Genomic DNA, 17,637 nt, shown 5'->3' with positions numbered 1-17,637 from the left:
CAACAACCTGCAACTGTACTGGAGTCCTTTATGAACATGCGAACCCTGTCACTCGCCGCGCTTACCCTACTTGATGTCCCACCACCGGAACAGGTACGCATTGCGGCCCAGGCCGGCTTCACTCACGTAGGCCTGCGCCTGCTTCCCGCAACCCCGTCGGATCCGGATTACGCTATGCTCGGCGATACCCCCGCCGTTCGCGATACCCTGGCGGCGCTGATGGCAACCGGCGTTCGCGTCTCGGACGTTGAGATTGTCCGCCTGACGCCGGATTTTGCACTGAACGCCCGATTGCGGCTGTTCCTTGATACCGCCGCGCGCCTTGGCGCGAAGCAGGTTTTAGTCGCCGGCAACGATGATAACCGGGCCCGCAGCGCGGAAAATCTCGCTCGGCTGGCCGAAGCCGGCCAGGAGTATGGTTTAACCATGAACCTGGAGCCTATGCCATGGACCCACCTGCGCACCATCGCCGAAGCCCAGGCGCTGATCGCCGCCAGCGGCCGCAGCGATATCGGTATTTTAATTGATGCCATTCACTTCTGGCGGGCAGGCGAATCCCTTTCGACCCTCGCCACGCTCCCGCAAAATTACCTCAACTATATGCAGCTTTGCGACGCTTCGCCGCAAGCCCCCGCTGACGAGCAGGAGCTGATTTACCAGGCCCGCGCCGCGCGCCAGGTGCCCGGCGAAGGCGGACTCGACCTGCACGGCCTGATGGCGGCGCTTCCGGCCACGCTGCCGGTCTCTGTCGAGGTTCCGCTCAGCGGCGCCCGGGGCGCTCTGCCTGCGCTCGCTCGCGCTCAGCTGCTGTTTAACGCCGCGCAGTCCTACCTGCGCCCTTGCGCATAAGGAGAGCCCCATGACTCAGACTCAACGCCTGGACGTCAGGGAGTTAATCAACGCCAATCCGCTCAGCCGCTTTCAGAAGCTGGTGGTATTATTGGGCTTCTGCGTTATCGCGCTCGACGGTTTTGATATCGCCATCATGGGATTTATCGCCCCAACGCTGAAGCAGGAATGGGGAGTAAGCAACCACGAGCTCGGTTTCGTCATTAGCGCCGCGCTGATAGGCCTGGCGCTGGGCGCTATTTTCTCCGGCCCCCTCGCCGACTGGCTGGGACGGAAGAAAATTATTATCAATAGCGTCTTCTTCTTCGGCTTCTGGACCATCGCCACCGCCCTGTCACAAAACATTGAGCAGATGATGGTCTTTCGTTTTCTGACCGGACTGGGGTTAGGCGCCGCGATGCCGAATATCGGCACCCTGGTGTCCGAGTACGCGCCGGAGCGCCAGCGCTCGTTTCTGATTACGATTATTTTTTGCGGCTTCACCTTTGGCGCGGCAGCGGGCGGTTTCTCCGCCTCCTGGCTGATCCCGCAGTTTGGCTGGCATTCGCTGATGCTGCTTGGCGGGATCCTCCCGCTGCTGTTCGCGCCGGTCCTGATCTGGCTGTTACCGGAATCAGTGCGTTTTCTGGTGGTTAAGCGCGCGCCAGCCGAACGTATTCGGCGAATTTTGCAGCGCCTTTATCCGGGACAAATCCCCGATGAGGCCGAGTTCAGCCTGCCGACGCAGCCCGTCCAGGCAAATGCCATGCGCATCGTCCTCTCCCGCCAGTATCGCTTCGGCTCAATGATGCTCTGGCTGGTCTACTTTATGGGGCTTTTTTTGGTCTACCTCCTCGGCAGCTGGCTACCGACGCTGGTAAAAGAGGTGGGCTTAACGGTCAGCCAGGCGGCGGTGATGACCGCCATGTACCAGGCGGGAGGAACCCTCGGCTCGCTGTTTGCGGGCTGGCTAATGGACCGGATCAACCCCCATCGGGCGCTCGGGCTGATATACGCGGTTGGCGGCCTGTTTACGATGGCGATGGGCTATGCCGCGGCAAGCTTTGCGCTCATCTGCCTGCTGGCGTTTATCAGCGGAGCCTGCTTAAACGGCGCCAATACCGGCATGAACGCGCTCTCCGCCCGCTACTATCCTACCGAGGCGCGGGCCACCGGCTCCAGCTGGATGCACGGCGTTGGCCGCCTGGGCGCCATCCTCAGCGCCTTCGCCGGGGCGGAAATGCTGGCGCTGAATATCAGCTTCGAAAGCGTATTCCTGATCCTTGGCATTCCGGCGGCGATTACCGTCGCCGGGCTGGCGGCCAAAGGTGTTTTTGCGGCTGACCCGGAGCCAAAACCCACCGCTTCAACCGCGCCCGTCAGAAGTACATTTTAAAACGTTGACGTTAAGGCGGGCGTGCTTCAAAAAAACGCCCGCCCAAAAAAGAAAAATTAATTTCATTTAAATGAATAATGAAAAATAAAAAATGCCGTGAAGTATCGATTCACCTCAAAAGTCACAGCGAAAAATCATCAAATTCATACAAAAAACAAATGAAATATCGTTCATAAAAACAATTAATAACCTTATCAATCAGAATGTCTTGATAGCTGTAGCCAGGAAATTACGGCTCAATTTTTACGATTTTTCGATCCACCTCGCATATACAGAAATTAAATTCCAAACAACCATTGAAACGAAATAAACATTTCCTTATGTTCTGGCTGATATTCAGGATAAGGTCGTGCCGGTGGAACTGGCGCAGAGGTCCTGACTTGTCCTCCCAGACAAAGGAATTGACCATGAGTGAACAGCAGATTCTTCTCTCTCCGGCTGCGGCACGCGGCGATAAGCTAAGCTGGGCCACCCGAATCGCTTACGGCGGCGGCGATACCGCCTGTAACGTCGTTTTCGGCATGATCGGCACGGTTTTAACCCTGTTTTATACCGACTATGTCGGCATCAGCATCGCCACCGTTGGCCTGGTAATGCTGATCTCCCGTCTGTTTGACGGCGTTTCCGATGTCATCATGGGCCTGATGGTGGAACGCACGAACTCTCGCTGGGGGAAATCACGCCCCTGGCTGCTATGGATGAGCGTGCCCTACGCCGTATCGGCGATTTTACTGTTCACCGTCCCGCAGACCACCGGCACGCTGCAGTTTCTCTATCTGCTGGTGGCCTATAACTTCTGCACCACCGTGTGCTATACCGCCATCAACCTCCCCTACGGCAGCCTTTCTGCGATGATGACCCGCGCCTCCTGGGAAAGGGATATGCTCAGCATCACCCGCATGTCGATGTCGCCTTTTGGTCGTATCCTCGCCGTTGCCTGCACGCTGCCGCTGGTGAAGTACTTTGGCGACGATCAGGCGGCGTGGATTAAAACCATGTCGATTTGGGCTTTTCTGGCGCTGCTGTTGCTGCTGTTTTGCTTTTATAAATGCGAAGAGAAGGTCGTCATCAAAGCGCGAGAGAAACAGGGAAACGTACCGGTAAAGACCCAGCTTTCCGCGCTTTTTCGTAACCAGTACTTCTGGGCCAGCGCAATCCTGTGGGCCGCGCAAAGCGTGTACTACACCGTGGTGGGGATCGCGCTGCCTTACTACTGCCGCTACGTGCTCGGCGACGATACCTTCTATAGCTCCATTTTCGTTGCCGAAACCGCCTGCATTATTATTTTCACCTTCCTGAGCTCGGTGCCCATTCGAAAATACGGTAAACGCAACGTTGCCCTCTGCGGCATCGTGCTGGCGACCATCGGCCAGGTGCTGTTTATGTTTAACTCTGATGATTATCACTGGGCGCTGGCAAACGCGATTATTCGCGGTATTGGCTTCGCCCCGCTGAACGCCGTGCTGTTTGGCTTCTGCGGTGATGCCGTCGAATTCGGCCAGTGGAAAACGCGCGTCAGGCAGGAAGGGATGATCTTCTCCGCCGGTTCCGTTGGGACGAAACTCGGCGCAGGTATTGCCGCCGCAGTTATCTCCGGCCTGCTGAGCATGGCGGGTTACGTCAGCTCCAGCAGCGGATCCGGCGTTCAGCCGCAAAGCGCTATCGACATGATTAACCACGTTTATCTCTACGGCTCTTTCTTCCTGTGGATCGTTGTCATTATCACCCTGCTGTTTTACCGGCTGGATAAGCAATACCCGCAGATTATGCATGAACTGAAAGAACGCGAAGCGCGTGGAGAGATGTAAAACCCGGCTGCCACATCCGCGCTCGGCGAGCGCGGGTATACAGAACAACATCTGAAATCCGTAGTATCTCTATCATTGAGGAGAGCACCATCATGTTAAACGGCATGAAACCCTTATCCCGCTCCCTGCGCTGGGGCATGGTCGGCGGCGGCGGTACCAGCCAGATTGGCTACAGCCACCGTTGCGCGGCGCTGCGTGATAACGTCTTTACTTTGCTGGCCGGCGCGCTTGATATCGATGCCGAGCGCGGCCGTCAATTCGGCGAGCAGCTCGGCATCGCTCCTGAGCGCTGCTACGCCGATTATAAAACGCTGTTCGCGGAGGAGGCCAAACGCCCCGACGGGATTGAAGCCGTATCGGTGACGACGCCGAATAATACTCACTTCGCTATCACTAAAGCGGCGCTGGAAGCCGGGCTGCACGTTATCTGCGAAAAACCGCTGTGCTTTACCGCCGACGAAGCGCGCGAACTGCTCGCGCTGAGTAAAAAGCAGAATAAAATTATCGGCGTCACCTACGGTTATGCCGGGCACCAGATGATCCAGCAGGCACGGCAGATGATAGCCGAGGGGATGCTCGGCGAGATCCGCATTATCAATATGCAGTTTGCCCACGGTTTTCATAATGAAGCCGTTGAGCTGCAAGCGGAATCCACCCGCTGGCGGGTCACACCCAAATATGCTGGCCCTAGCTATGTGCTGGGGGATCTGGCGACCCACCCGCTATTTATTGCCGAGACGATGGTGCCGAATCTGAACATCACCCGCCTGATGTGCGCACGTCAAAGCTTCGTCAAATCCCGCGCGCCGCTGGAAGATAACGCCTTTGTGCTGATGGAATATAACAACGGCGCCGTCGGTTCACTGTGGACCAGCGCGGTCAACAGCGGCGCGATGCATTCACAAAAAGTCCGCGTCATTGGCGAAAAAGCCAGCATCGAATGGTGGGATGAACGCCCAAATCAGCTGAGCTACGAGGTGCAGGGCGAACCGGCGCGCGTACTGGAGCGCGGGATGCCCTATCTCAGCCAGCAGGCGCTGGCGGATGACCGCATTGGCGGCGGTCACCCTGAAGGGCTGTTCGAAGCGTGGGCCAACCTCTATCGCCGCTACGCCATCGCCATCGACGCCATGGATCGCGGTGACCGGGCATTTCTCGAGACCTTCTGGTATCCGGACGTGGAAGCCGGGCTGCACGGCGTTTACTGGGTTGAGCAGTGCGTTAAATCCGCCGACGCGGGCGGCCAGTGGGTTGACTTTAACTGCCATTAATCTCTGCACTCCAGTGGAGGCTCCTCCACTGGTTTTTTTTGCCTACCGTACTCACCTCATCATGCAACACAGTCGTAATATCTGTTAAACAAACATTTATTTACGCTTCTGTTTCCCCCCACTACACTAGGCGCAGTTTTTATATTGAGGTGGTAATGAACGATAATAAAATGACGCCAGGCGAACTGCGCGCGACCTGGGGTTTGGGGACCGTATTCTCTTTGCGCATGCTCGGCATGTTTATGGTCCTGCCGGTTCTGACCACTTACGGCATGGTGTTACAGGGCGCAAGCGAGGCCCTTATCGGCCTGGCAATCGGCATTTACGGGCTGGCCCAGGCGATATTCCAGATTCCTTTCGGACTGCTTTCCGACCGCATTGGGCGTAAACCGCTGATCGTCGGCGGCCTGTTAATCTTCGTCGTTGGCAGCGTTATCGCGGCGCTTTCCGACTCGATCTGGGGGATTATTCTTGGCCGCGCGCTGCAGGGTTCCGGGGCGATTGCCGCTGCGGTGATGGCACTGCTTTCCGATTTAACCCGCGAGCAGAACCGCACTAAAGCCATGGCGTTTATCGGCGTAAGCTTTGGCGTCACCTTTGCTATTGCAATGGTTCTCGGGCCTATCGTTACCCATCAGTTAGGCCTGCACGCCCTGTTCTGGATGATCGCCTTCCTGGCGACGCTCGGGATTCTGCTGACGCTGTGGGTAGTGCCAAACAGCCAGAATCACGTGCTGAACCGTGAGTCCGGTATGGTGAAGGGCTGCTTCAGCAAAGTCCTTGCTGAGCCAAAACTACTGAAGCTCAATTTCGGTATTATGTGCCTGCATATCATGCTGATGTCGACTTTTGTCGCCCTGCCGGGCCAGCTGGAAGCCGCCGGTTTCCCCGCCGCCGAGCACTGGAAAATCTATCTGGTCACCATGCTGGTCTCATTTGTTGCGGTGGTACCATTTATTATCTACGCCGAAGTGAAGCGCAAAATGAAACGCGTCTTCCTGCTGTGCGTCGCCATCCTGCTGATCGCTGAGATCGTACTTTGGGGCGCCGGGGGCTATTTCTGGGAACTGGTTGCCGGCGTTCAGCTATTTTTCCTCGCGTTTAACCTGCTGGAAGCTCTACTTCCGTCGTTAATCAGCAAAGAATCACCGGCCGGCTATAAAGGCACCGCGATGGGAATTTATTCCACCAGCCAGTTCCTCGGCGTGGCCATCGGCGGAGCGCTCGGCGGCTGGGTGGACGGCTTTTTTGACTCGCAAACCGTCTTCCTGCTCGGCGCCCTGCTGGCGATGCTGTGGCTACTGGTGGCCAGCACCATGAGCGAACCGCCGTACGTCAGCAGCCTGCGGGTCGAGATCCCGGAGGATATCGCGGCGGATAAAATGCTAGAGGAACGTTTACAGGCTAAAGAGGGCGTAAAAGAAGCTCTGGTGATCGCCGAAGAGCGTTCGGTGTATATCAAAATCGACAGCAAGATCACCAACCGCTTCGAGATTGAGCAGGCGATCAAAGGAATCTAAACGCGAAATAACCTGCTTTACGCAGGCCAAAAAACGTTTTAAGCGATGAGTTTGTCTTCTGCCGGGCGGCGGTTAACGCCTTACCCGGCAGACAAAAACAGCGATAGCGCTATTTTAATCGCGGAAGTTTTTGAACTGGAACGGCTGACCTAAATCACCGCCGCGCACCAGCGCCATAACCGCCTGCAGGTCGTCGCGAGACTTACCGGTGACGCGAATCTCTTCGCCCTGAATCTGCGCCTGTACCTTCAGCTTGCTGTCCTTAATAAGCTTGACGATTTTTTTCTGCGTCGCGCTCTCAATGCCCTGCTTCAGCTTCGCATCGACGAACCAGGTCTTACCACTGTGCACGAACTCATCCGGCACCTCGATAGAACTGCCTTCGATTCCGCGTTTCAGCAGCTTCGCGCGCAGAATATCCAGCAACTGGTTAATCTGGAAATCAGACTCGCTGAGGACCTTGATGGTCTCGTTTTTTTCGTTCAGCTCAAAGCTCGCTTCGACGTTACGAAAATCAAAACGCGATTCAACTTCACGGGTCGCGTTCTCTACGGCGTTTCGAACTTCCTGAAGATCGACTTCAGAGACAATATCGAAAGATGGCATCTTTTCCTCTCCTTCCGTTTCTTTTGCGTTGCATAATACCCGCAACGCGACATAACTCAACTTGTTATCCCGAAAGGATAACTGATAACGCTATACTTTAGCCATGAGCACCTGATGCAGCACTCACAGGTGAGGAGGAATAATGAAAGTAACCGTACTCGGATGCGGTGCGCTGGGACAGTTATGGCTAACTGCGCTGTACAAACAGGGACATGAAGTCCAGGGCTGGTTACGCGTCCCCCAGCCGTTCTGTAGCGTCAATGTCATTGATACCGACGGCAGCGTGTTTAATGAATCATTTACCGCTAACGATCCTGACTTTCTTGCCAGCAGCGACCTGCTGCTGGTCACCCTAAAAGCCTGGCAAGTCTCGAACGCGGTGAAAAACCTGAGCGACATCCTGCCCTCGTCAGGACCTGTTCTGCTCATGCACAACGGCATGGGTACCATTGACGAGCTGAAGACCCTCAAACAGCCGCTGCTGCTGGCTTCGACAACGCAGGCGGCCCGCCGCGACGGCAACGTTATCGTCCACGTCGCCAACGGCACCAGTCATATTGGCCCGGCGAAGGATTACCCTCAGGATTATAGCTATCTTGCCGATGTGCTGCAGGGCGTGCTGCCCGACGTCGCCTGGCATAACAATATCTACCCCGCGATCTGGAGCAAGCTGGCGGTCAACTGTGTGATTAACCCGCTGACGGCGCTGAAAAACTGTCAGAACGGCGACTTGCGCGAATACCCGCAGGAGGTTGCCGCTATTTGTTATGAAGTTGCGGCGGTGATGGATCGCGAGGGGATGCATACTTCGCCGGAAAACCTGTTATTCTATGTGCATCAGGTTATTGAAAGTACGGCAGAAAATACCTCCTCAATGCTGCAGGACATTCTCGCCCAGCGCCATACGGAAATCGACTATATCACCGGTTTTCTGTTAAAACGCGCCCGAGCCCACGGTATCGCCGTACCCGAGAATACCCGCCTGTTTGAACTGGTAAAGCGTAAGGAGAATGAATATGAGCGCGTCGGCACTGATTTGCCTCGCCCCTGGTAGCGAAGAGACCGAAGCGGTCACCACCATTGATTTACTCGTTCGCGGCGGCATAAAGGTCACCACCGCCAGCGTCGCTGGCGGTGGCAGCCTGACCATCGTCTGCTCGCGCGGCGTTAAGCTGCTGGCCGATGCGCCGCTGGTGGAAGTGGCCGACGGCGATTTCGATATCCTTGTTCTGCCCGGCGGCATTAAAGGCGCGGAGTACTTTCGCGACAGCCCGCTGCTGGTTGAAACGGTACGCCAGTTTCATCTTTCCGGGCGCATCGTTGCGGCGATTTGCGCCGCGGCGGCGACCGTGCTGGTACCGCACAACCTTTTCCCCATCGGCAATATGACCGGATTTCCGGCGCTGAAAGAGCAGATCCCCGCCGAGCAGTGGCAGGATAAGCGCGTCGTCTGGGATGCTCGCGTCAAGCTGCTCACCAGTCAGGGGCCGGGAACCTCTATTGATTTCGCCTTGAAGATGATCGATCTGCTGGTTGGACGCGAAAAAGCGCACGAAGTCGCTTCCCAACTGGTGATGGCGGCAGGAATTTATAACTACTACGAATAAACGCAAAACGGCAACCCAGGGTTGCCGTTTTTAATGATTGCGCCTTGCTCCTGAGGAACTAGGGGCGATAAACCTTCACGTTTTCAAAGCCCTGCTCGCGCAGATACAGCGCCTGCAGGCGGCTCATCACCCCGCGTTCACACCACAGCAGCCAGGTTTTATTCTGGTCGAGATCGCCAAATTTGGTGCTCAGCTTATAGAAAGGTAGCGAAACCACGTCCACGCCCTCCACCTTCAGCGGCTTATCGTCCTGCTCGTCGATAGAGCGGATATCGAGGATAACGTCGTTAGGGCCAAAACCGCTGACGGTTTCCACTTCCACCACGTCCTGCTCGGTCTGCTGAGCGATATCGCGGATATCAATATTGCTCGCTTCCGCTACCACTTTCTCAAGGATGCTAAAATCGAAGTGCTCTTCTTCCGCCTCGATCTTCGCCTTCACCGCTTTCACGGTCGGGCTCTTCGAGATAACGCCGCAGTATTCCGGCATGGTGCGGGCAAAATCTTCGGTGCCGATTTCACGCGCGAGGTCAATAATGTGCTCTTTATCGTGCGAAATCAGCGGACGCAGAATCAGGGTATCAGAGACGTTGTCAATCAGGCGCAGGTTGGTCAGCGTCTGGCTGGACACCTGGCCTAACGCTTCGCCGGTGACCAGCGCCTGAACGCCGTAGCGCTCGGCGACTTTTGACGCCGCGCGCACCATCATGCGCTTGAGCACCACGCCCATCTGGCCGTCGTCGACTTTCTCAAGAATCTCGCCCACCACCGGCTCGAAGTTGATCGCCACGAAGCGCACGCGGTGCGAGCTGCCGAAGCGGTTCCACAGATAGTGCGCAACCTGACGCACGCCGATTTCATGGGCCGCGCCGCCAAGGTTAAAGAAGCAGTAATGCACGCGGCAGCCGCGGCGCATCAGCATATAGCTGGAGACGCCGGAGTCGAACCCGCCGGAAATCAGCGACAGCACGTCTTCCTGGGTACCGATCGGGAAACCACCGATACCTTCGTAGCGCCCTTTCACCAGCAGCAGACGATCGTTTTCAATCTCGAGGTTAACCGTCACATCGGGGTCGGTCAGCTTTACGCGCGCCGTTTCAATATGCTGGTTCAAGCCGCCGCCGACGTAGCGCTCCACTTCGATTGAGGTAAACTCATGCTTACCGCGACGCTTAACGCGCACGCAGAAGGTTTTACCTTCCAGCGCTTCACGCCACAGCGGCAGCGTCTGCTCGAAAATATCGTGCAGGGAGGTATAAGGAACGTCTTCGACTTCCAGAATATGGTGGATACCCGGGATACGGGTCAGGGCGTCACGAATGGCCGGGCGCTGATTTTCATCCTTCGCCCGGACCTCGATATGATCCCAGTGACGAACGACGGCAAGCGTCTCATCATAGTTTTTGAGAACGTTACGAATGTTCCCGGTTAAAATTTTAATGAAGCGCAATCGCACAGATTGGCTTTTGATGGTGATTTCCGGGAACAATTTAATGATAAACTTCATGGCGACACTATTCGTTGGCAAGCCCGACGGGGCTTTAAGCATAAAAAGTTGTACAGGCGCAACCGGCGTCTGCATCCAGGGCGCGGAGTATACCACTATTGGGCGCTTTTCACCTGGCATTGCGCGTTATTTGATTAACCGCGCGACTTCGTTACCATATTGATAGCCATCGAGACATTAAAAGAGTCTATATTCACTATGCCAAAGAAAAATGAGGCCCCGGCCAGCTTCGAAACCGCCCTGGGCGAGCTGGAGCAAATTGTTAATCGTCTGGAAAGCGGCGCGCTGCCGTTAGAAGAAGCGCTCGGCGAATTTGAGCGTGGGATCCAGCTGGCGCGCCAGGGGCAGGCAAAGCTGCAGCAGGCCGAGCAGCGCGTACAAATTCTGCTGGCGGATAGCGAAGACGCGCCGCTTACGCCTTTCACGCCGGACGCTGAATAAATGGACTTCCCGCAACAGCTACAGGCGTGCGTTGAGCAGGCTAACGCAGCGCTGCGCCGTTTTATCGCCCCGCAGCCTTTTCAGAACACTCCGCTGGTTGAAGCCATGCAGTATGGCGCATTATTAGGCGGCAAACGCCTGCGCCCGTTCCTGGTTTACGCCACCGGCGACATGTTTGGCGTCAGCCGCGCTACGCTGGACGCCCCTGCCGCCGCCGTTGAATGCATTCATGCTTATTCGCTGATGCACGACGACCTCCCGGCGATGGACGATGACGATTTACGCCGCGGCCAGCCGACCTGCCATATAAAATTCGGCGAAGCGAACGCAATTCTTGCCGGAGACGCTCTACAAACGCTGGCGTTTTCTATACTAAGCGATGCGCCCATGGCTGAAGTGCCGGATCGCGATCGCCTGGCGATGATTTCCGAACTGGCGCAAGCCAGCGGCATCGCTGGCATGTGCGGCGGTCAGGCGCTGGATCTGGAAGCGGAAGGCCATCAGGTTGACCTGGCGTCGCTGGAGCGTATTCATCGCCATAAAACCGGCGCGTTGATTCGCGCCGCGGTACGGATGGGCGCGCTGAGCGCAGGTGACGCCGGGCGCAGGGCGCTACCCGCTCTCGATCGATACGCTGAGAATATCGGTCTCGCCTTCCAGGTCCAGGATGACATTCTCGACGTGGTAGGGGATACTGCCACCCTTGGCAAACGTCAGGGAGCCGACCAGCAGCTGGGCAAAAGTACCTACCCCGCCCTTCTGGGACTTGAGCAAGCCCGGAAAAAGGCCCATGACCTGATTACCGACGCCCGCCGGTCGTTAACTGAGCTGGCCGCGCAATCTCTGGATACCACGGCACTGGAAGCGCTCGCGAATTACATAATTCAGCGTGATAAATAAACAATAAATGAGTCTCTGATGAGTTTTGATATTGCCAAATACCCGACCCTGGCACTGGTGGATTCCACCCAGGAGTTGCGTTTGTTGCCGAAAGATAGCCTGCCGAAACTGTGCGACGAACTGCGGCGTTACCTGCTGGACAGCGTCAGCCGTTCCAGCGGGCACTTTGCCTCCGGCCTCGGCACGGTAGAACTGACCGTGGCGCTGCACTACGTCTATAACACGCCTTTCGATCGCCTAATCTGGGACGTCGGCCACCAGGCTTACCCACATAAAATTCTGACCGGACGCCGCGATCGGATCGGCACTATCCGCCAGAAAGGTGGTCTGCACCCCTTCCCGTGGCGCGGAGAAAGCGAGTATGACGTCCTGAGCGTCGGCCACTCGTCTACCTCCATCTCCGCCGGCATCGGGATAGCCATCGCCGCTGCCAAAGAAGATAAGCAGCGCCGCGCGGTCTGCGTGATCGGCGACGGGGCGATAACCGCGGGAATGGCGTTTGAAGCGATGAACCACGCTGGCGATATCAAACCCGATCTGCTGGTAGTGCTCAACGACAACGAAATGTCGATCTCCGAGAACGTCGGCGCGCTAAACAATCACCTGGCACAGCTGCTTTCCGGAAAACTCTACTCCACGCTGCGCGAAGGCGGCAAAAAGGTCTTCTCCGGCGTGCCGCCGATTAAAGAGCTGCTCAAACGCACCGAGGAACATATCAAAGGGATGGTGGTTCCGGGGACGCTGTTTGAAGAGCTGGGCTTTAACTACATTGGGCCGGTGGACGGCCACGACGTTATCGGTCTGGTTAATACGCTGAAGAACATGCGCGACCTCAAAGGGCCGCAGTTCCTGCATATTATGACTAAAAAAGGCCGCGGCTATGAGCCCGCCGAAAAAGACCCGATCACCTTCCACGCAGTGCCGAAATTCGATCATACCAGCGGCGTGCTGCCGAAAAGCAGCGGTGGCCTGCCCTCTTACTCGAAAATCTTCGGCGACTGGCTGTGCGAAACCGCCGCGAAAGATGACAAGCTGATGGCCGTTACGCCAGCGATGCGCGAAGGCTCGGGGATGGTCGAGTTCTCAAAAAAATATCCCGACCAGTATTTCGACGTGGCCATTGCCGAGCAGCACGCGGTAACCTTTGCCGCCGGGCTGGCGATTGGCGGCTATAAGCCGGTGGTGGCGATTTACTCCACCTTCCTGCAGCGCGCCTATGACCAGGTGATTCACGATGTCGCCATCCAGAAGCTGCCGGTGCTGTTCGCTATCGACCGCGCGGGTATCGTCGGCGCCGATGGGCAAACTCACCAGGGCGCGTTTGATATCTCCTTCCTGCGCTGCATCCCGGATATGGTTATCATGACCCCGAGCGACGAGAACGAATGCCGCCAGATGCTGTATACCGGTTATCACTATAACGACGGCCCGTGCGCGGTGCGCTATCCGCGCGGCTCCGGTACCGGCGCGCCGTTTGAACCGCTGGCTTCGCTGCCTATCGGTAAAGGCGTGGTGAAGCGCGAAGGTGAAAAAATCGCGATTCTGAATTTCGGTACGCTGCTGCCGCAGGCCGCAAAAGTCGCGGAAAAGCTTAACGCCACCCTGGTGGATATGCGCTTTGCCAAACCGCTGGATGAGGCGCTGGTACTACAGCTGGCCGCAGAACACGAGGTGCTGGTCACCCTGGAAGAGAACGCCATCATGGGCGGTGCCGGCAGCGGCGTAAACGAGCTGCTGATGTCGCGCCGCCGCGCGGTTCCGGTACTGAATCTCGGCCTGCCTGATTTCTTCATCCCGCAGGGAACCCAGGAAGAAGCGCATGCCGACCTCGGCCTGGACGCCGCCGGCATCGAAGCCAAAATCCACGCCTGGCTGGCATAATTGCCGCCACCGCTCCTGCTATGCTTAAAGGATACCCTTTATTCGTAGCAGGAGCGCACTATGCACTACATCCCTCTTGGCGATACCGATCTCCGCGTTTCCCGTCTCTGTCTGGGCTGCATGACCTTTGGCGAACCGGACCGCGGTAACCATGCCTGGACCTTACCGGAAGAGAGCAGCCGCCCGCTGATAAAATACGCTCTCGAAGGCGGCATTAACTTCTTCGACACCTCGAATAACTACTCTGACGGCAGCAGCGAAGAGATCCTCGGGCGCGCGCTGCGCGAGTACGCCCGCCGCGATTCCGTGATCGTCGCCACCAAGGTTTACCATCAGGTGGGCGATCTGCCGCAGGGGCTGTCGCGCGCGCAGATCCTGCGTTCCATCGACGACAGCCTGCGTCGCCTCGGCATGGAGTATGTCGATCTGCTGCAGATCCATCGTTGGGATTACGCCACGCCCATTGAAGAAACCCTCGAAGCGTTAAACGACGTCGTCAAGGCGGGTAAAGCCCGCTATATCGGCGCATCGTCGATGCACGCCCGCCAGTTTGCCCAGGCGTTAGCGCTGCAGACGCAGAATAACTGGGCCCGCTTCGTCACCATGCAGGATCATTACAATCTGATTTATCGCGAAGAAGAAAATGAGATGCTGCCGCTGTGCAGCCGGGAAGGCGTCGCGGTGATGCCGTGGAGCCCGCTGGCGCGTGGCCGCCTGACTCGCCCGTGGGGGGAAACTACCGCCCGTCTGGTATCAGATGAAGTCGGTAAATCGCTCTACAACGCCATGGATGAGAATGATGAACAGATTGCGACAAACCTGGCCGAAGTCGCGGAAGAGCTTGATGCCAACCGCGCCCAGGTGGCGCTGGCCTGGCTATTGAGCAAACCCGGCGTGGCCGCGCCAATTATCGGCGCCTCACGGCAGGAGCAGCTGGATGAGCTGCTGCATGCGGTCGATTTAACGCTGACGCCGGAGCAGATTGAAAAGCTGGAGACGCCGTATAAACCGCACCCGATCGTCGGGTTCAAGTAACGCGCGGTTCCCTACCAGATTCCCGGCTCGCGCTGCGCTTAGCCGGGCTACAGGTACACCAACCTCTGCGGACGACGGGTTCACCCACGCCTGCGGGCCGGTAGCCCGGAAAGGTGCGCCAGCGCCGTCTCCGGGAATGGTGCCACTCTGCTCCCGGGGGCGACGCAAAGCGTCTGCCCGGGCTACTGACTCACCCACGCCTGCGGGCCGGTAGCCCGGACAGGTGCGCCAGCACCGCCTCCGGGAAACGCCTGCCTGCTCGATTTCCCAGGGGCGGGCCGGATTTTATTTAGAAAAGTCCAATCGGCCAGTGGTGGCCAATCACATACAGCACCCCAGCGGAAATCACCCCGGCGACAATATCGTCGACCATGATCCCCATCCCGCCGTGAATATTGCGGTCGAACCAGCGGATAGGCCACGGCTTCCACATATCAAAGAGACGGAAAATCACAAAGCCGGCGGCGACCCACTGCCAGTCCATCGTCGGTAAAGCCATCAGGGTAATCCACATCCCCACGAACTCATCCCAGACGATGCTGCCGTGATCGTGGGTGCCCATATCTTTCGCCGTACGGTGGCAAATATAGACGCCAATGCAGATGCTCATCATCACCGCCAGCGAATAGAGCTGCCAGGGGAGTAAGGTGAGCAGATACCAGAAGGGGATCGACGCCAGCGATCCCATGGTGCCGGGAACCACCGGGCTAAGACCGCTGCCGAATCCCGTTGCCAGCAGATGCCAGGGGTTGCTCATCTTCAGGCGGCTTTTCGCCACATCTCTACTCCGCGCCAAAATGATCGTATCCCTTAAAATCGAACGTAACGGGCTTACCTTCGCGCATGAACTGCAGACCTTCCGATTGCGGAAGTATCTGTCCAATACAGGTAAAGCGCGCGCCGAGATTGGCAAGGGCCACGTCCAGCGCCCCGCGATTGAGTTCAGGCACGGTAAAGCACAGCTCATAATCCTCACCGCCGGAGAGCGCCCAGCGCAGCGCCTGTTCCGTCTCAACCTGGCGCAGCATCGCATCCGAGAACGGCATCGCATCGAGATCGACGCGCGCGCCGCAGCCGCTGGCGTTAAGAATATGCCCGAGGTCGGAAATCAGGCCGTCGGAGAGATCGATGGCGGAGTTCGCCAAATCGCGCAGCGCCTGCCCCTGTAGAACCCGCGGCAGCGGACGCAGATGGCGCGCCAGGAGATAATCCGCGTCGGCGTTATCTTGAACGTGCAGCCGATCCTGCAAAATCGCCAGACCCGCGGCGCTGTCTCCGGGCGTGCCGGTGACGTAAATCCAGTCTCCCGGCTTCGCCCCGGAACGCTTCAGACCGCGTCCCGTCGGCACAAAGCCATGGATACCCAGCGTCATCGACAGCGGTCCGCGCGTGGTATCGCCGCCAATGAGTTGCATATCATAATAGTTGAGCTGCACGAACAGGCTGTCGCTAAAGGCTTCAAGCCAGGCTTCGTCTGCTTCCGGCAGGGTCAGGGCCAGGGTTAACCACGCCGGTTCAGCGCCCATTGCCGCCAGGTCGCTCAGGTTGACCGCCAGCGCTTTATAGGCGAGGTCTGCAGGGTCGATATCGGGTAAAAAATGGTTTCCCGCCACCAGGGTGTCGGTGCTGATTGCCAGCGTTTTTTTCTCGGGGATGTTCAGGAGCGCGCAGTCGTCGCCAATGCCGGTTTCAACATCAAGACGAGCGCTTTTTACGCGATCAAAATAACGGGCAATCAGGGAAAATTCGCCGCATGCCATACGTTATGCCTCAGAAAAAGAAAAGAATAAGGCCGGTTTGCAAGAGTGAGACTCTACAAAAACCGGCCCTGGAGTTTACTTTTTGTTAGGACGAATTACCGGGGCAGCTTTGTCCAGCACGCCGTTGACAAACTTATGGCTATCTTCAGCGCCAAAGGTTTTCGCCAGTTCGATGGCTTCGTTAATCGCAACTTTGTACGGGACATCGCTACGCTTTGACAGCTCAAACAGTGCGATACGCAGCACCGCTTTTTCCACCTGACCCAGCTCGTCCAGCAGACGAGAAAGATACGGCTTCATCAGGCCGTCGAGATACGCGCTGTTAGTCGCCACTCCGGACAGCAGTTCGCGGAAATACAGAACGTCTACATCTTTCACATCCTGTTCCGCCAGGAACTGGTATTCGACATCAGCGATGTCGTTTTTGGACAACTGCCAGGAGTAAAGCGCCTGGACAGCACACTCACGGGCGCGGCGACGAGCAGCAGGTTTCACGGAATTCCCCTTACAAAAATCAGGCCTTGATGGCTTTCAATACGTTAATCATTTCCAGCGCGGTCAGCGCTGCTTCAGCGCCTTTGTTACCGGCTTTGGTGCCAGCGCGTTCGATGGCTTGCTCAATACTTTCTGTGGTCAGAACACCGAAGGCTACCGGGATTCCGCTGTCCTGAGCGACGTGCGCCAGGCCATTGCTTGCACCGCCAGCCACATATTCAAAGTGCGCAGTGCCGCCACGGATAACGGTACCCAGCGCGATCACCGCGTCATACTTACCGGTTTTCGCCAGTGCGTCAGCCGCCAGCGGCAGCTCATACGCGCCGGGAACCCAAACAACGGTAATGTTTTCATCTTTGACCTGGCCAATACGCTTCAGGGCGTCAATCGCGCCATCCAGCAGGCTGTCGTTGATAAAGTTGTTGAAACGCGCAATGGTGATGGCGACGCGAGCGTCCGGGGTAGCAACGTTAGCTTCAATAATGTTCATACTCTTCCTTCGGGTTCAGTTCATTTGGCCCCGCAAGGGGGGCGGATTCTATCATAATAATCGGCGCACTGCTTTCCCTTTTGTCCGGGGAA

17 protein-coding genes are annotated in these 17,637 nt (G+C 57.1%); 11 read left to right on the top strand and 6 right to left on the bottom strand.

What is annotated here, in order from left to right; all coding sequences use genetic code 11:
- Positions 1–30: 30 nt before the first annotated feature.
- The 5 genes from BWI76_RS06440 to BWI76_RS06415 all read left to right on the top strand — a co-directional run bounded on the left by BWI76_RS06440 (position 31) and on the right by BWI76_RS06415 (position 6,823).
- Entirely contained in the window at positions 31–849 is an 819-nt protein-coding gene (locus BWI76_RS06440) for a sugar phosphate isomerase/epimerase family protein (protein WP_049087384.1), read from the top strand.
- A gap of 10 nt (positions 850–859) precedes the next feature.
- Positions 860–2,224, top strand: coding sequence for an MFS transporter (locus BWI76_RS06435; protein ID WP_024359051.1), 1,365 nt, complete (start codon positions 860–862; stop codon positions 2,222–2,224).
- A gap of 407 nt (positions 2,225–2,631) precedes the next feature.
- Positions 2,632–4,032: an MFS transporter gene (locus tag BWI76_RS06425; protein ID WP_004133459.1), complete on the top strand. Its 1,401-nt coding sequence runs from the start codon at positions 2,632–2,634 to the stop codon at positions 4,030–4,032.
- Positions 4,033–4,124: 92 nt separating this feature from the next.
- Entirely contained in the window at positions 4,125–5,303 is a 1,179-nt protein-coding gene (locus BWI76_RS06420; protein WP_004133460.1) for a Gfo/Idh/MocA family protein, read from the top strand.
- A 155-nt stretch (positions 5,304–5,458) separates the two neighbouring features.
- The gene (locus BWI76_RS06415) at positions 5,459–6,823 is read left to right on the top strand and encodes an MFS transporter (RefSeq protein ID WP_049087382.1); all 1,365 of its coding nucleotides are present in this window, start codon (positions 5,459–5,461) and stop codon (positions 6,821–6,823) included.
- Positions 6,824–6,937: 114 nt separating this feature from the next.
- Here the strand turns inward: BWI76_RS06415 and BWI76_RS06410 are convergent, their stop codons facing one another.
- Entirely contained in the window at positions 6,938–7,429 is a 492-nt protein-coding gene (locus BWI76_RS06410) for a YajQ family cyclic di-GMP-binding protein (RefSeq protein WP_004129715.1), read from the bottom strand.
- Positions 7,430–7,571: 142 nt separating this feature from the next.
- Between BWI76_RS06410 and panE the strand changes: the two genes are divergently transcribed.
- Both panE and yajL read left to right on the top strand, forming a co-directional pair.
- Positions 7,572–8,483, top strand: coding sequence for a 2-dehydropantoate 2-reductase (gene panE / locus BWI76_RS06405; protein ID WP_004133462.1), 912 nt, complete (start codon positions 7,572–7,574; stop codon positions 8,481–8,483).
- The gene (yajL, locus tag BWI76_RS06400; RefSeq protein ID WP_064371476.1) at positions 8,446–9,036 is read left to right on the top strand and encodes a protein deglycase YajL; all 591 of its coding nucleotides are present in this window, start codon (positions 8,446–8,448) and stop codon (positions 9,034–9,036) included. The genes panE and yajL overlap by 38 nt, the downstream gene beginning before the upstream one ends.
- Before the next feature lie 58 nt (positions 9,037–9,094).
- Here yajL and thiI read toward each other — a convergent pair whose 3' ends face one another.
- A complete protein-coding gene (gene thiI, locus BWI76_RS06395; RefSeq protein WP_004139920.1) occupies positions 9,095–10,543 on the bottom strand; it encodes a tRNA uracil 4-sulfurtransferase ThiI in 1,449 nt (482 codons plus the stop codon).
- Positions 10,544–10,741: 198 nt separating this feature from the next.
- On the opposite strand from thiI, the gene xseB reads away from it, so the two are divergent.
- Genes xseB through BWI76_RS06375 form a run of 4 tightly spaced genes read left to right on the top strand, consistent with a single transcriptional unit; the run spans position 10,742 to position 14,800 of the window.
- A complete protein-coding gene (xseB, locus tag BWI76_RS06390; RefSeq protein ID WP_004129702.1) occupies positions 10,742–10,984 on the top strand; it encodes an exodeoxyribonuclease VII small subunit in 243 nt (80 codons plus the stop codon).
- Positions 10,985–11,884 carry a (2E,6E)-farnesyl diphosphate synthase gene (ispA, locus tag BWI76_RS06385; RefSeq protein ID WP_004139922.1) on the top strand — a complete coding sequence of 300 codons (900 nt, stop codon included), beginning with the start codon at positions 10,985–10,987 and terminating at the stop codon, positions 11,882–11,884.
- Positions 11,885–11,902: 18 nt separating this feature from the next.
- Positions 11,903–13,765: a 1-deoxy-D-xylulose-5-phosphate synthase gene (dxs, locus tag BWI76_RS06380; RefSeq protein WP_024359055.1), complete on the top strand. Its 1,863-nt coding sequence runs from the start codon at positions 11,903–11,905 to the stop codon at positions 13,763–13,765.
- 60 nt (positions 13,766–13,825) lie between these two features.
- Positions 13,826–14,800: an aldo/keto reductase gene (locus BWI76_RS06375; RefSeq protein WP_024359056.1), complete on the top strand. Its 975-nt coding sequence runs from the start codon at positions 13,826–13,828 to the stop codon at positions 14,798–14,800.
- 289 nt (positions 14,801–15,089) lie between these two features.
- Here the strand turns inward: BWI76_RS06375 and pgpA are convergent, their stop codons facing one another.
- The 4 genes from pgpA to ribE form a co-directional block, all read right to left on the bottom strand.
- Complete coding sequence (pgpA, locus tag BWI76_RS06370) at positions 15,090–15,596, bottom strand: phosphatidylglycerophosphatase A (RefSeq protein WP_004133926.1); 507 nt, start codon at positions 15,594–15,596, stop codon at positions 15,090–15,092.
- Entirely contained in the window at positions 15,583–16,560 is a 978-nt protein-coding gene (thiL, locus tag BWI76_RS06365; protein WP_004133927.1) for a thiamine-phosphate kinase, read from the bottom strand. Before thiL ends, pgpA begins: the two co-directional genes overlap by 14 nt.
- A 75-nt stretch (positions 16,561–16,635) precedes the next feature.
- Positions 16,636–17,055 (bottom strand): transcription antitermination factor NusB, encoded by a 420-nt coding sequence (nusB, locus tag BWI76_RS06360; protein ID WP_004099457.1) that lies wholly within the window; start codon positions 17,053–17,055, stop codon positions 16,636–16,638.
- Positions 17,056–17,074: 19 nt separating this feature from the next.
- On the bottom strand, positions 17,075–17,545 hold the full coding sequence (gene ribE, locus BWI76_RS06355; protein ID WP_004129690.1) for a 6,7-dimethyl-8-ribityllumazine synthase: 471 nt from the start codon (positions 17,543–17,545) through the stop codon (positions 17,075–17,077).
- Positions 17,546–17,637: the final 92 nt, after the last annotated feature.

Source organism: Klebsiella sp. M5al (assembly GCF_002090195.1).
Taxonomy (GTDB): Bacteria; Pseudomonadota; Gammaproteobacteria; order Enterobacterales; family Enterobacteriaceae; genus Klebsiella; species Klebsiella grimontii.
This window is presented reverse-complemented; position numbering and strand designations above follow the sequence as displayed.

Excerpts from the sequence above, each read along its gene's own strand:
- BWI76_RS06440 (WP_049087384.1), top strand. The coding sequence starts at position 31 with ATGAACATGCGAACCCTGTCACTCGCCGCGCTTACCCTACTTGATGTC.
- BWI76_RS06435 (WP_024359051.1), top strand. The coding sequence starts at position 860 with ATGACTCAGACTCAACGCCTGGACGTCAGGGAGTTAATCAACGCCAAT.
- BWI76_RS06425 (WP_004133459.1), top strand. The coding sequence starts at position 2,632 with ATGAGTGAACAGCAGATTCTTCTCTCTCCGGCTGCGGCACGCGGCGAT.
- BWI76_RS06420 (WP_004133460.1), top strand. The coding sequence starts at position 4,125 with ATGTTAAACGGCATGAAACCCTTATCCCGCTCCCTGCGCTGGGGCATG.
- BWI76_RS06415 (WP_049087382.1), top strand. The coding sequence starts at position 5,459 with ATGAACGATAATAAAATGACGCCAGGCGAACTGCGCGCGACCTGGGGT.
- BWI76_RS06410 (WP_004129715.1), bottom strand. The coding sequence starts at position 7,429 with ATGCCATCTTTCGATATTGTCTCTGAAGTCGATCTTCAGGAAGTTCGA.
- panE (WP_004133462.1), top strand. The coding sequence starts at position 7,572 with ATGAAAGTAACCGTACTCGGATGCGGTGCGCTGGGACAGTTATGGCTA.
- yajL (WP_064371476.1), top strand. The coding sequence starts at position 8,446 with ATGAGCGCGTCGGCACTGATTTGCCTCGCCCCTGGTAGCGAAGAGACC.
- thiI (WP_004139920.1), bottom strand. The coding sequence starts at position 10,543 with ATGAAGTTTATCATTAAATTGTTCCCGGAAATCACCATCAAAAGCCAA.
- xseB (WP_004129702.1), top strand. The coding sequence starts at position 10,742 with ATGCCAAAGAAAAATGAGGCCCCGGCCAGCTTCGAAACCGCCCTGGGC.
- ispA (WP_004139922.1), top strand. The coding sequence starts at position 10,985 with ATGGACTTCCCGCAACAGCTACAGGCGTGCGTTGAGCAGGCTAACGCA.
- dxs (WP_024359055.1), top strand. The coding sequence starts at position 11,903 with ATGAGTTTTGATATTGCCAAATACCCGACCCTGGCACTGGTGGATTCC.
- BWI76_RS06375 (WP_024359056.1), top strand. The coding sequence starts at position 13,826 with ATGCACTACATCCCTCTTGGCGATACCGATCTCCGCGTTTCCCGTCTC.
- thiL (WP_004133927.1), bottom strand. The coding sequence starts at position 16,560 with ATGGCATGCGGCGAATTTTCCCTGATTGCCCGTTATTTTGATCGCGTA.
- ribE (WP_004129690.1), bottom strand. The coding sequence starts at position 17,545 with ATGAACATTATTGAAGCTAACGTTGCTACCCCGGACGCTCGCGTCGCC.